Source organism: Aquipuribacter hungaricus (genome assembly GCF_037860755.1).
In the GTDB taxonomy this organism is placed as follows: Bacteria; Actinomycetota; Actinomycetes; order Actinomycetales; family JBBAYJ01; genus Aquipuribacter; species Aquipuribacter hungaricus.
Genome location: NZ_JBBEOI010000006.1, coordinates 37510 through 49666, shown reverse-complemented (window position 1 = coordinate 49666; position 12157 = coordinate 37510). Strand labels below are relative to the sequence as shown.

Sequence of the window (12157 nt, the reverse complement as noted above, 5' to 3'; positions counted from 1 at the left end):
GCCCCCGCAGGTGGGGCCAAATCAGACCGCCACCCTGGGGCCAGACCACGCTCCCACTCTCAGGTGCCGGCGCTCACACGCCTCGGTGACTCCCCGAGCGCCGGGGAGAGGGGCGCTGCCTGCTCGCAAGGTGACATCACCGATCAGGCGTTCTCTGTCTCCTCCGTCACCCGAGGAGTGAGCACCGGGATCTTCGTAGGGTCAGCCGGTGACGCTGTCCGCGTCGACCTGCGGCTGGTCGGCGGCCAGGTGGTGCCCCTGGTCGTCGTGGACGGGTGGGTCCTCGGAACGTTCGACGGCGAGGGTGAGCCGGCAACCGTCGCCGGCTACGGGACCGACAACCAACGCATCACGACCATCGACCTGCTCGATCAGAGCGCGACTATCGGGTGAGCGACGAGACCAGCACCGATATCCGATCGGCTGGTGGGACTGCTCCCGCCACTCGGGCGTCTCGCGCACGCCCGCCGCGAGACCAGGCGCCTAGCGTGGCCGCGTGGTGACGATCGAGGACTTGGCAGCCCGACTGGAGCAGGTGGAGACGCAGCTGGCCCTGCATCGACTGGCAGCTGACTACTGCATCGGAGCAGACCAGGAGGACCTGGAGCGCTTCGCCGGCGTGTGGACGGACGGGGCGCTGTGGGACGCAGCCGGTGACGACCTCGAAGACGACGAGGAGCACCGCTTCCATGGCCTTGAGGCGATCCTCGCCGCGGTGCGGGGGCAGTGGGCCACGTTCTCGAGGATGCAGCACGCCACCACCAACCACGTCGTGGACCGGGACACGGATGACCTGGACCAGGCGGTGGGGCGGTGCGACGTGGTGGTCACCGTCCAACTGCCTGACGGTCGCTGGGTAGTCGGTGGAGGGGTGTACGAAGACCACTACCAGCGCCGTGACGGGGTGTGGCGGATCGCCTCGCGCACGGTCCGTCGCCCCTTCGATCTGGCGCCTCTTGATGGTCATGGCGGGGCTCGAGTCCCGGCGCCCGACCTGGACACCCCGAGAGTGTCCGACTGACAACCGCAGCTGTCAGGTCGGCAGGTGGGGACCGCCTTTCGGCGACCAGCCGGGCGGTGCTGCGGACCTCCACGTAGCTCGTGCCGGCGTCCCGCAGGGCGATCGTCGCCCGGAACACGTCACACGGCGGCCGCTCGTTGTCTCAGCGGTTGGCTTGGCAGAGGCGCAGCACGTTGCCGAACGGGTCGGTGACGTCCATGGTCGGGCCACCCGGTGCCCTGCGGTCGATCCCGGGTCGCAGGCCAGCGTGCCGACGTTGCCCGAGCTCGGCATGGAGAACCGGGAGGTCGTCCACCGGGACCCAGACGACCGAACCCGGTGTGCCGTCGCCGTGATGCTCTGACAGGTCGAGGACCGTGTCGTCTCGTCAGGTTCTGACGTAAGCAGGGAGGTCAATGGGTCGAGTCGACTGGTGCGCCAGGCTGAATCGCGCGGGGCCGGGTCGACCGTGAGTGGGAGGGCTTCTTCAGCGCTTCCGGGCTGCGAGCACCGCGACGATGTCGATGGCGCCGATGACGATCAGGACCACGCCGGCTTGGCGTAGCCCGATCACAGGGGTCTCCACGTCGGCGAACGCCAGGGCCAGCACCGCGCCGAGTACGACGAGGCCGACACCAATACCGATGGCCAGGCGTGGTCGGGACTGTTCAGGCATCTCGCGCTCCGATCGGTCGTGGTGCCGGGTCTGGGACGTGGCCGTGTCTTCGGGCGAGCACGAAGACACCGGCACCGGCCGTCCAGAGGGTGAGGGTGTCGAAGGAGAGCCGCTCGGCTCCGCCCAACCCCACGATGGGCACCTCAGCACCCTCGATCCCGGCCACGAACGCGGCGAACCCGGCTACCGAGAGCACGAGTGCACCCATGGTGACGCGGCGGAACGCGCCGGCGCCGGCCGCTGCGGCGAGCAGGCCCATGGCCAGCCACTGGGCGGCGGCCTGTCCGAGTGCGGCCATGTCGTGGAGGGCGGGGTGGGTGTCCCACGGCGCCAGGCCGACGACAGCGACGAGCCCCCCGGCGATCACCAGGAGGGTGGTGCCTGCGTGTCCGGACCGCCCGGGCCACCAGCGGTGCAGCAGGGCGGCACCGAGTGCGACCAGCAGCCCGGAGACGACCAGGGCGGTGTTGAAGAGCCCGTGCCACGGGGAGCAGACCGGACGTCGCTGCTCGCCGCCGCCCTCGTCGAACTGCCCGCACTCGGTGACACCGAGATCGCTGATGGCGTTGGCGGTCACCGAGTAGCCCTCCGGCCACCGCAGCGCCACCACCAGCTGCACGGGCAGCACCACGGCGCTCAGCACCCAGGCGATGGCCCCGGCGTACCGTCGATCCATGACCACCCTCCCAGGCTCGCCATACGAGCGTATGGCGGTGAAGATAGTGGGCCGGGGTCCCGGGGACAAGCCGTCCCGCCGCGAGCGTGGTGAACGGCTGGTGATGGACGCGGTCGTGCGAGTGCTGGTCCGCGACGGACTCGACGGCCTGTCCGTACGGCGGGTGGCCACTGAGGCGGGGGTGTCGATCGGGGCGGTCCAGCACCACTTCCGCACCAAGGACGCACTGCTAGTCGCGGCCGCCGACCACGTGACGACGCAGTTCAAGACCCGGGCCGAGCAGCGCACCCGCGAGGCCATGGACCAGCAGGGTGCGACGGCTGCCTTCCTCGCCTTCTGCCTGCTCCTGGCCAACGCCGCAGACGACGACGTCGCGCCCTCGGTCGTCTGGCTGTGGTACGCCGCGAAGGCCACCCAGCAGGGTCCTGTCGCCCACGCCTTCGCCACCGGATGGTCAGAGACCGAGCAGTTCCTGCGCAGATGGATCGAGAAGCTGTTCCCCGACCGTGAGGCCGATCTCGAGGCCGCACACCTGCTCGCCGTCCTCGACGGTCTCGCCATCGCCCGTGCCGCTGAACCCGCACGAATGCCGGCAGCCCGCGCCGACGGCATCGTCCGGCGTCACGTCGCCCAACTCGCCACATCCTGAGGCCACTGAACCTCAGCATGTACCCGCCGCGGCGGTCGGACCATGGTCACGATGGCGACCCGCTGGCGCCCACCCGGGAGAGATCGAGGTCTTGACCCGCATGACGACCGCCTGCCGGGGATGCACTGCCGGTTAACCTAAAGGAGTCGTCCCGGCCGCGGCCCGGCACCCGGGCCCCGTTGTGCACCTAGGTTAGGTGTCGGCTGTCGTGGCTGCGATGTGCGCCTGACCGGGGACCTCGTCGAGGTCGACGACCCGGGCCCGCCGAAGGGTCACAGGGTGAACCGGGCCACGGTGCTGTTCAGTTCCTGGCTGAGGCTGGTCAGGCCGCGGGTGTACTCCGCGCTGGTCTGGGCCTGGGCGGAGGACTGTTCGGCAGCGGCAGCGACGGCGGTGATGCCGGCGCCGATCTCGGCGGAGCCGGCGGCGGCTTCGGCCAGGGAGCGGCCCATCTCGGCGGTGACGGCGGTCTGTTCCTCCACCGCGGAGGCGATGGTGGTCTGGATGTCGTGGATGCGCCCGATCGTGGTCTGGATGGTGTCGATGGCGCCGACGACGTCACCGGAGTCGGCCTGGATCGCCGCGACCCGCTTGCCGATGTCGTCGGTGGCCTTGCTGGTCTGGGAGGCGAGTTCCTTGACTTCGGTGGCGACCACGGCGAAGCCCTTGCCGGCCTCTCCGGCGCGGGCGGCCTCGATGGTGGCGTTGAGGGCCAGCAGGTTGGTCTGCTCGGCGATGGTGGTGATGACGCGGACGACCTCGCCGATGAGCTGGCTGGACTCGCTGAGGCGGGTGACGATGGTGTTCGCGTCACCGGCCACGGTGACGGCGTCTCCGGCCACGTGAGCGGCCTCTTGGGCGTTGTGGGCGATCTCGCGGATGGACTGGCCCATCTCCTCCACACCCGCGGCGACGGTCTGCACGTTGCGGGTGACCTGCTCCGCGGCCGCGGCCACGACGTTGGCCTGCTGGCTGGACTCGTCCGCGGCGGCGGCGACCTCGCTCGCACCGGAGTTGAGCTGCTCGGCGGAGGAGAACAGCTGCCCGGCGCCGGCCTGTACCTGACCCAGCGAGGTGCGCAGGCTCACCGCGAGGGCGTCGACGGCGGTGCCGATCCGGCCGACCTCGTCGGTGCGGCCGAGCTCGGCGTTGACCCGTAGGTCACCGGCGGCGAGGGTCTCCAGCGCGCGGACGGTGCTCAGCAGGGCCGGGCCGGTGGTGCGGTACAGCACGAACGCCGCCACCCCGGCCAGCAGCAGCCCGACGGTTGAGGAGATCCACAGCACGGTTGCGGCCAGCGCTCCGGCGGCGGTGGCGGCCTGCGTGGCGGCGGCCTCACGTTCCTTCAAGGTGGACTCCAGCTCACCCAGGTAGTCGGTGTAGGCCTGCTGTGACACGCTGATGGTGTCGACCTCGGCGGCGGCGGCAGCGGGCTCGCTGCCGGCGAGGGCGACGAACCGGTCGGCCTCGACCAAGAAGGCCTCGTCCTGCTCAGCCAGACCCGCGAGCTGAGTGTCCAGCTGCTCGTTCTGCGCGGCCTCACCGTCGGACATCGTCGCCTCAACAGCCTCGGTGTGGTGGGCCAGTGCCTCTTCGTACCGCGACGCGGAAGCAGCCGGGTCGACCACGCTTAGCAGAACGGCCTGGCTGACCTCTTGGCTGGCGACCTCCAGCCCCAGGACGTGCTCCACCACCGAGGTGGCCTGCCGCTGGGCGGCGTTGGCCTCGGTCCGCTGCGCGTTGATGACCGTGTTGCTGACCAGGATCACCCCGAACGCCAGCCCGGTCACCGCGACCTGCGCGCCGATCTTCACCGGCAACGACCAGCTCAGCAGGCGGGATCCGCGACGGCGGGACCGCTCGACAGCAAGACCCTCGTGACGGTCGGCGGCGGTGATGCTCATAAGGACTCCTGAACAGGGGGCGCGGGGGCGCGGTGAGGTTGGGACGAAAAGGACGATCGACCGACAGGTCGACGTGTGGCAGTGACGGTGATGAGGGTGACCGTTCGAGGGTGTATCGCTCCGTAACGGGAGCCGGAGCAGCCACGTCTTGATCGGCGCAGCCGCCGCAAAGTTGAGGGGGCTGCGGGAGGATTACTCGGTCAGGGTGGTGCGGCCGGTGGCGGCGAGTTGCAGGGCGACGTCGTGCAGGGCCGCGTCGTACAGTCCCGGTTGGGAGTGCTGGGTCTCTGCCGCCTTGAGGTGCCCGGCAGCGAGGTAGGCGCAGAACACCGCGACGTCCCGGGTCTGCCTCGCACTCCAGTCCTCCAGCAGCAGCGCGACTGCCACGGGGTCGTCACGCATCGCGGCCATCAGCAGAGCGATCCCGTCACGGGTGCTGGAGCCGGCGTGTTCGCTGCTCATCGTGGTTTCCTCGTCCTTCGGGTGACTTCGACCCCGGGCGCGGGGTTTGGCTGATGCCCTCTAGCAGGCAGTGGGCCGCACCCGATGTCGTCACGGGCCAGGACACCCTTGAGCGGCACCGCAGCATCGACCGACAGCCCGCGTGCCCGACGCAGGGACCGCATGTCAGCGGAGGCCGCCCTGACGGAAGCGGCCTGGTCAGGGGCGGGCGGTGCGGGTCAGGGCCAGCACAAGGGCCTCGACGTTGACGTGGCCGATGACGTCACCGGTACGGGAGGTCACCAGCACGGGGGTCCAGCGCTGATCCGGCGGGCGGGCCACCGCGCGGGCCGCAGCCTCGACGACCGACGTCGACGGGGCCATGGTCATCGCGGGCTGCGCGCCCTCGGCGGCCAGCAGCCACCACCGGCCGACGGCGTCACGCACGTGCGGCACGGTGCTCGTGTCCAGCAGCGGGGTGATGGTCTCCTCCACGACCGCCATCGCCGCCCGGCGACGGACCAGGTCGACGGCCGCCGAGGGCGCCCAGGGCGGCGCAGGTCGCCCGAGCAGCCAGCCCTGCCCGAGCGGGACCCCGAGGCGGGCCAGTGCCGCCAGCTGGGTCTGGGTCTCCACGCCCTCCACGACTACCCATGCATCCAGGTGGCTGCACAGCTCACCGAGCACCTTGACCAGCAGCTCCGCGGCCGGGTCGGTGCCCAGGTTCTCCACCAAGGCGCGGTCGACCTTGACCAGGTCCGGCCGCAACCGCATCAGCTGGTTCAGCCCGGCATAGCCCGCCCCGACGTCGTCGGCCGCGACCAACGCCCCCTTGGCACGCAGCCGCCGCAAGGCCGCGTCGACCGGGGCCGGGTCCTCAGGCCAAGCGTGCTCGGTGACCTCCACCACCAGCCGCGACAACGAGTGCTGCTCCAGCAGCGGGGCGATGGCCTCCTCGGTGGCCAGGTCGCTGGGGTCCACGTTGCAGGTGAGGAACGTGTCCACCGGCAGAGACGGCAGCAGGTCCACCACCGCCGCGCACACCAACGCCTGCACCTGCGCGGAACACCCCACCCGGTGGGCCTCGGCGAAGAAGACGTCCGGCGCGACACCCCACGCCGCGGGCAGCCGGGCCAACGCCTCATACCCGGCCACCTCACCCGTGGCGAGGTCCACGATCGGCTGCGCCACCAGACTCAACGCGGCCGGGTCCTCACGTACCCCGCGAACCGCCTCCGCCGGTGCCGGTGCCGGCACCGGCACCGGCACCGGCCGGCCGGCCTGTGCAGGCACCCCCAGCCCGGGGGCACCGTGCGCCGCCGACGCGCGCCGCTCAGTGGACATCCCTAGTGAACGTCCTGCAGCGCCGCCCGGACGCTGACGACCAGCTCCGGCCCCACGTCGGCCACCCCATGGTCGCGCCGGGCGTGCGCCCCAACCTGCGCGAGGATATCCTCTTCGGTGCCGGCGAACTGCGCCGTGCATCCGGGAATCACATCACCACAACGGAAACGCTTCACGTTTCACTCCCTCTTCTGTCGAGCCGTATCGCCGCTGCGATTCATCGGCAACAGGTGCTGCTTCTTTATCTTCAGTGGGCCAACCGGATGCTGGCTTCGCACGGGAGTTGTTCGCCAACCGCGGTGCAGGCGAACGCCGCACAGCTCACCGGCGTCCGGTGCACTCGGCCGATAACAACCGAGCGGGCCCGCCGTTCGCGCACCACGAGCGCCCCGTTGGCGGTCCGGCTCACCGCTCGTCGCTCATGGCTTCGGCGACGGCCCTCGCGCCAACAACGGCCTGCAGAACTGCACGGGACACGGTGTACGGGTCATGAGTTGTGCTCAGGGCAGCCGCGGGGTCGTTGCGCTCGTGGGCTATCACTGCCTGAAGGGCGGCTCCTACGGGCCCGCCCCCGCGTAGGACGGCGTCGGCTATCGCCGGGTCGGCGCCGCTGTCCCTCATGACGTCAGCGGGCTCACCTCCCAGCAGCTCAAGCGCCGCCGACAGCAGCCCGGCCGTGAACGCAGCGTCACGGCTGCTCGGGCTCAGCAGAGCGCAGGCCCCAGCTCGAGCCAAGACAGCGACGACGTGCTCGCGGGATGCGCGCGAGGCACCACCTAAGAGCACGAGCACCAGCCAGGAACCGAGCTTGCGGGGGCCCAGCAGGACCACGGCCTGACTCACCGAGGCCACCGGCCGGCCGACGCCTGCAGGACTGGCCGCCATGCGGAGCACCTGCATCGCCAAACCAGGATCAGAACTGACCAGCCGGACGAGCTCACCGGTGTCCGCCTCACTGGCCAGGGCACCCAGCAACCGCAGGCACGTCACCTCAGATGCGGTCAGGGTGCGGGTCGTGCGAGTCTGTGGCCGATCAAGGTAGAAGCCCTGCAGCAGCACGGCCCCGGCAGCCTCGGCCAGCCCGGCGTCCTCGGCGGTCTCGACTCGTTCGACACAGACGCTGACACCCGGGGAAAGCCTCCGAGCATCGGCGATGAGACCCGGCAGCGCGGCATGTCCAACGGCCGACAGGTCGATCTTCACGACGTCGCACAACGGCAGCAGCCCATCACGGGACCTGGTGCCGTCCCAGTCATCGGCGGCGATCCGGTAGCCCGCCCGCTTCAAGGCGACGATGCCGGCGAGGACCTCGGCATCGAGCAACACATGTTCCAGGACCTCGATGACCAGCCGTTCGGGGTCGTCGGGAAGCGGGATATCACCCACAAGGAAGGCCCGCGTGGTGTTGACGAACAACGGCAGGTCCCCGGCAAGGTTCGCGACCCCGAACTCACCGAACACGGCGCTGATGACCTGAGCGGTCGCGGCCTCGTGCGCGGCCTCATCGACCAAAGTGTCGACCGACGACTGCCGGAACAGCAGCTCGTACCCGGCAACACCCCCACCTCCGGCGCGGTGTATGGCCTGACGACCAACTCGCACAGCACGAAGCTGCGCCGCGGGAGCCCCAGGAGTGGCAACTGACATCACGCGACCCCATCGACAGTGAGCAAAACACTCTTAAGCGTCGGACTACGCGAAAACGCCAGCGGTACCCCGGATGACGGGCCCCCACTAACAGCGCCCCAGGTCGCCGGCCTGACTCGGTCGAGGCGGAGCGACCCGTCTCAGTAGCCCCGCCCGCACCTCGTCACCGGGAACGGGCGCTGTGCGGGACGCCCCTCCCCTACTCGGGCGACGCGTCTCATCCCTCGACTCGTGTGTCGGTCTGGAGGCCCTAGCCCGCCCGGGTGAGACGCGCCCTGTTCCCGTGGTGCGCCGGGGCCGTGAGCCGATAAGGCGGGATGTGACCACCATCCGTTCCTGGGAGTTCTGGGGGCTCCCGCGCGCGGCCCGGGCGACCGTACTCACGATCATTGCCGCAGCCGTGATGGCAGTGGTCGCGGTGGGGACCACTTCGGACGAGACCGGCTGGCTCCTGGTGAGCGTCCTCGCGATGGCCTGCGCGGTCACCGAGGTGATCAACGTGGGCATCGGGAGGACGGAATCGCGCGCGCGCACGGACCGGGTCGAGATCACGGTCAGCACCGACAGCGTCTGGGTGTTCGCCGCTGTCGTCGCGGCGCCGTTGCCGGGTGTTGTGGCGCTTGCGGTCGCGCTCTCCCTCCTGGTCTCCGTCCGTGACGCCTTCAGCACGTCTGACCGTGTCCGGATCCCGCTGCACCGGGTGGTCTTCAACATCTCCATGGTGGTGCTGTCCTCGACGGGAGCCGCTGTGGTGATCCAGACCTACGCGGCCTCGCCGCTTGGCGCGTACCAGGGCGGTCTCCTCGTTGCTGCCCTCGCCGGTTTCGCCGTCATGCACCTCGCCGAGTCGTTCCTTCTGGGGTCGGTGGTCTCCGCACACGGTGGGGTCGGCTGGCGACCGTTCCGGGAGCTGGCTTTCGACTGGCGCGGCGCCCTGGCGCAGTGCGCGCTCGGAACCCTCATCGGAGTGGCAGGGTCGATGGACCCTTTCCTGGTGGCGGCGGGTGTGCCCATCGCGATGCTCTTGCAGCGCGGCCTCCAGCACCGCCAACTCGTCACCGCCCTGGCACGTGACCCCAAGACGGGAGTCGCTTCTTCGTCGGGGTGGCGCGACCGCGCCGAGCGAGAGCTCGCCCTCAGCAGGTCGTCCAATCAGCCCATGGGTGTCGCCGTCGTCGACATCGACCACTTCAAGACGGTCAACGACACGCATGGCCACCTGCTGGGCGACGAGGTGCTGAAAGCCACGGCCAAAGCACTCACGAGCGCCGTTCGTGACAGCGACCTCGTGGGTCGCTTCGGTGGCGACGAGTTCGTCGTCCTGTTCCCCCAGGCCGGGCGGGCCGCGGTGGCCGAGGCGGGTGAGCGCCTACGCGCCGCGACCGCTGAGCTGGCGATCGAGGCTCCCGGCCTGGAACTGCCGCTGCGCATCACGACCTCTGTAGGGCTGGCGAGCTACCCCAGAGACGGCGACCAGCTCCACAGCCTTCTCGAACAAGCGGACGCAGCCCTCTACGACGTCAAGCACACGGGACGAGGCCGCGTGTCCTTCGCCCTCGACCCCCGCAGCATGACGGCGCCGAGGAACGAGGGCCCGGCAGCCGAACCACGACGGGCATGACCACGAACATCCTCCCCCACCGGACGTACCCAGCCGGCTCGAGCGCAGTCTCACTACCAAGGTTTTAAGACGCCCACCGTGAGACGGTCACCGGCCTCGACACCGCCTGAGCGCCGGTCGTCTCACAAGTCAGGTCGAAATCCGCGTTTCACTCACTCGTCGTCGGGCCGACTTTCGCGACCAGCACCGAGCAGGTGCGGACCTCTCAGGCGTGGTCTGGCCTCGCCGGTCCACGCGGCTGCAGCTGCTGGTCCAGCTCGAACAGGTCCAGCAGGAAGCGGAGCGACCAGCACGGGTCGTGCACGGTCAGGGTGCCGCCCGCGGCGCGCAGCCGCTGTCCGCCGGACTGCAGCGCACCCAGCCCGGCGCCGTCGCAGAACCTGACGCCCGCGAGCTCGACGTCCAGCCGTCGCCAGCCTTCCTGGATCAGGTCGAGGAGAGCCCGGCTCAGCACGCCCGCGGTGGCCAGGTCCAGCTCGCCGGCCACGTGCACCCGGACGTGGTCCCCGCCGCCGGGCGGCGAGGGCCGGTCGACGCGCACGGACAGGACGACCGGGCCGGGGTCGATGGGGGTGGTGAGCTGGTCGGTCTGCGTACCGCTGGCCATGCGAGCCTCCTCGACTGACGGACGGGCGGGTGGGTGGCGGCGGCCGGTCGGACGTCTCCTGAGGGCTGCCGCGCCCGGGTCCTCTCCCCCGGGGACCGGAACCGTACCCGGTCCTAGTTCAACGGTGAACGGCCTTTCGGCACGGTTCACACAGTTGGGCCGTGGACAGCGGAGCCCTCGTTACCGGCGGGAGGCACACCGAGGCAGGAGGCACACCGGGGCGGCACCGAGCATCCGCCGTCAGGCCTTTTCGTCCTCCCGGTGGAGCACCTGTTCGTGGGCGGGGGGCCAGCCCGGCCGCAGCAGGCCCGTGCCGACCCCGCGGACGACGTGGCGACCACCCACCAGCCGCACCACGATCGGGTATGTCTGCCTGCCTGTACCGGCCGGTGGGTGGTGCACCGCTGTCCCGCCGGCGGGCAGGGTGCTGGGGTCGAAGACGATCACGGCCTGCAGGTCCGGGGCGATGGGGCGCGGTCTGGCCCCGACCCCGTACCGGACCCCGCGCAGACCTCTGACCACAGACGCTCGACGTCGCGGCGCAGCACCTTCTGCCCGTGGGCGCGCCACAACCAGTGGCTGGGCCTGGCCGAGGCGAGCTGACCGGCCAGGGCGTCACGGTCCTCCTCGACCAGCCCGAGCACACCAGGGTCCGAGGACAGCCACTGCTGCACGAGCGCCAGCCGGAACTCCGGGTCCAGCCCGCCCCACGCGGCCTCGAACCTGCCCGCGAGCGTGTCCTCCAGCCAGGCCAGGGCCGCCAGACCCGGCGCCACGATCGCCGCAGCCCGCGCCTGCTGGCGTAGCCCGTCGGGGGCGTCCTCTGGCATCGGTGCCCACCCTCCGCTGACCCAACCCAACCCTGCCTGGCCCGCCTCAGCACCCGGCGCTCAGACCAGGGTCAGACGCCGTGCACACCAGGGACGTCCCCGGGATGGCCCCCCTAGGCCCCCCGAGGCGCGGCGGGGGGTGCGGTCGACGGCGCGCCCGCCGGTCCCGAGAACCCCATCACAGGACCGGCGGACGGCCGTGGGGCCGATCCTAGGTGGCGGTAGATCGTGGGCCGGGACACCCCGAAGGTGTCGGCGATCTCCTGCACGGTGTGCTTCCCGCCGTCGTACATCGCCCGGGCCTGGGCGATCTTGTTGGGCGTCATCTTGAACTTCGGCCCGCCCTTGCGGCCCCGGGCCCGGGCCGCGGCCAGACCGTCGACGGTCCGCTCCACGATCAGGTCGTGCTCGAACTCCGCGATCGCGGCGAGCATGTGGAAGAACAGCCGACCACCCGGCGTCGTGGTGTCGATGCCCTGCGACAGCGCCCGCAGCCCGACCTGCCGGGCCTGCAGCTCATCGGACAGCTGCTTGAGGTTGCGCACCGACCGGCCCAGCCGGTCCAGCTTGGTGATGACCAGCGTGTCCCCGGCCCGCAGGTACCCCAGCGCCTCGCCCAGCGCGGTCCGCGCGGCCAGGGTCCCCGAGGCGTGGTCGACGAAGACCTTCTCGCAGCCGGCCGCGGCCAGGGCGTCGGTCTGCGCGTCGGGATGCTGGTCCCGCGTCGACACCCTCGCGTACCCGACCAACGACACCCTCAGA

At 70.8% G+C, this 12157-nt stretch carries 15 protein-coding genes; 4 read left to right on the top strand and 11 right to left on the bottom strand.

Going from position 1 to position 12157, the window contains the following annotated elements; genetic code table 11:
• Positions 1 to 63: 63 nt before the first annotated feature.
• Positions 64 to 393: a hypothetical protein gene (locus tag WCS02_RS02600; protein WP_340289319.1), complete on the top strand. Its 330-nt coding sequence runs from the start codon at positions 64 to 66 to the stop codon at positions 391 to 393.
• A gap of 103 nt (positions 394 to 496) precedes the next feature.
• Positions 497 to 1021: a nuclear transport factor 2 family protein gene (locus WCS02_RS02595; protein WP_340289316.1), complete on the top strand. Its 525-nt coding sequence runs from the start codon at positions 497 to 499 to the stop codon at positions 1019 to 1021.
• Positions 1022 to 1163: 142 nt separating this feature from the next.
• Here WCS02_RS02595 and WCS02_RS02590 read toward each other — a convergent pair whose 3' ends face one another.
• From WCS02_RS02590 to WCS02_RS02580, 3 genes are all read right to left on the bottom strand, one after another.
• A complete protein-coding gene (locus tag WCS02_RS02590) occupies positions 1164 to 1367 on the bottom strand; it encodes a glyoxalase superfamily protein (protein ID WP_340289332.1) in 204 nt (67 codons plus the stop codon).
• Positions 1368 to 1487: 120 nt separating this feature from the next.
• Positions 1488 to 1676, bottom strand: a complete 189-nt coding sequence (locus tag WCS02_RS02585) for a DUF5708 family protein (RefSeq protein ID WP_340289314.1) — start codon at positions 1674 to 1676, stop codon at positions 1488 to 1490.
• Entirely contained in the window at positions 1669 to 2352 is a 684-nt protein-coding gene (locus WCS02_RS02580) for a DUF998 domain-containing protein (RefSeq protein ID WP_340289311.1), read from the bottom strand. Before WCS02_RS02580 ends, WCS02_RS02585 begins: the two co-directional genes overlap by 8 nt.
• On the opposite strand from WCS02_RS02580, the gene WCS02_RS02575 reads away from it, so the two are divergent.
• A complete protein-coding gene (locus WCS02_RS02575) occupies positions 2351 to 3001 on the top strand; it encodes a TetR/AcrR family transcriptional regulator (protein ID WP_340289308.1) in 651 nt (216 codons plus the stop codon). The two genes, WCS02_RS02580 and WCS02_RS02575, sit on opposite strands and share 2 nt — an antisense overlap.
• A gap of 272 nt (positions 3002 to 3273) precedes the next feature.
• Here WCS02_RS02575 and WCS02_RS02570 read toward each other — a convergent pair whose 3' ends face one another.
• The 5 genes from WCS02_RS02570 to WCS02_RS02550 all read right to left on the bottom strand — a co-directional run bounded on the left by WCS02_RS02570 (position 3274) and on the right by WCS02_RS02550 (position 8202).
• Positions 3274 to 4905: a methyl-accepting chemotaxis protein gene (locus WCS02_RS02570; protein WP_340289306.1), complete on the bottom strand. Its 1632-nt coding sequence runs from the start codon at positions 4903 to 4905 to the stop codon at positions 3274 to 3276.
• A gap of 192 nt (positions 4906 to 5097) precedes the next feature.
• On the bottom strand, positions 5098 to 5367 hold the full coding sequence (locus tag WCS02_RS02565; protein WP_340289304.1) for a hypothetical protein: 270 nt from the start codon (positions 5365 to 5367) through the stop codon (positions 5098 to 5100).
• Between the two features lie 198 nt (positions 5368 to 5565).
• Positions 5566 to 6537 carry an EAL domain-containing protein gene (locus tag WCS02_RS02560; protein ID WP_340289302.1) on the bottom strand — a complete coding sequence of 324 codons (972 nt, stop codon included), beginning with the start codon at positions 6535 to 6537 and terminating at the stop codon, positions 5566 to 5568.
• 155 nt (positions 6538 to 6692) lie between these two features.
• A complete protein-coding gene (locus WCS02_RS02555; RefSeq protein WP_340289300.1) occupies positions 6693 to 6866 on the bottom strand; it encodes a DUF1059 domain-containing protein in 174 nt (57 codons plus the stop codon).
• Between the two features lie 229 nt (positions 6867 to 7095).
• Complete coding sequence (locus tag WCS02_RS02550) at positions 7096 to 8202, bottom strand: EAL and HDOD domain-containing protein (protein ID WP_340289298.1); 1107 nt, start codon at positions 8200 to 8202, stop codon at positions 7096 to 7098.
• 454 nt (positions 8203 to 8656) lie between these two features.
• Between WCS02_RS02550 and WCS02_RS02545 the strand changes: the two genes are divergently transcribed.
• Positions 8657 to 9958, top strand: a complete 1302-nt coding sequence (locus WCS02_RS02545; RefSeq protein ID WP_340289295.1) for a GGDEF domain-containing protein — start codon at positions 8657 to 8659, stop codon at positions 9956 to 9958.
• A gap of 205 nt (positions 9959 to 10163) precedes the next feature.
• On the opposite strand, the gene WCS02_RS02540 is transcribed toward WCS02_RS02545, so the two are convergent.
• The 3 genes from WCS02_RS02540 to WCS02_RS02530 form a co-directional block, all read right to left on the bottom strand.
• Positions 10164 to 10565 carry an STAS domain-containing protein gene (locus WCS02_RS02540; RefSeq protein WP_340289292.1) on the bottom strand — a complete coding sequence of 134 codons (402 nt, stop codon included), beginning with the start codon at positions 10563 to 10565 and terminating at the stop codon, positions 10164 to 10166.
• Between the two features lie 443 nt (positions 10566 to 11008).
• Positions 11009 to 11395, bottom strand: coding sequence for a hypothetical protein (locus tag WCS02_RS02535; RefSeq protein WP_340289289.1), 387 nt, complete (start codon positions 11393 to 11395; stop codon positions 11009 to 11011).
• Positions 11396 to 11508: 113 nt separating this feature from the next.
• Positions 11509 to 12150, bottom strand: coding sequence for a recombinase family protein (locus WCS02_RS02530; RefSeq protein WP_340289286.1), 642 nt, complete (start codon positions 12148 to 12150; stop codon positions 11509 to 11511).
• Between the last annotated feature and the right edge of the window lie 7 nt (positions 12151 to 12157).

Excerpts from the sequence above, each read along its gene's own strand:
- WCS02_RS02540 (WP_340289292.1), bottom strand. The coding sequence starts at position 10,565 with ATGGCCAGCGGTACGCAGACCGACCAGCTCACCACCCCCATCGACCCC.
- WCS02_RS02575 (WP_340289308.1), top strand. The coding sequence starts at position 2,351 with ATGACCACCCTCCCAGGCTCGCCATACGAGCGTATGGCGGTGAAGATA.
- WCS02_RS02585 (WP_340289314.1), bottom strand. The coding sequence starts at position 1,676 with ATGCCTGAACAGTCCCGACCACGCCTGGCCATCGGTATTGGTGTCGGC.
- WCS02_RS02580 (WP_340289311.1), bottom strand. The coding sequence starts at position 2,352 with ATGGATCGACGGTACGCCGGGGCCATCGCCTGGGTGCTGAGCGCCGTG.
- WCS02_RS02535 (WP_340289289.1), bottom strand. The coding sequence starts at position 11,395 with ATGCCAGAGGACGCCCCCGACGGGCTACGCCAGCAGGCGCGGGCTGCG.
- WCS02_RS02565 (WP_340289304.1), bottom strand. The coding sequence starts at position 5,367 with ATGAGCAGCGAACACGCCGGCTCCAGCACCCGTGACGGGATCGCTCTG.
- WCS02_RS02570 (WP_340289306.1), bottom strand. The coding sequence starts at position 4,905 with ATGAGCATCACCGCCGCCGACCGTCACGAGGGTCTTGCTGTCGAGCGG.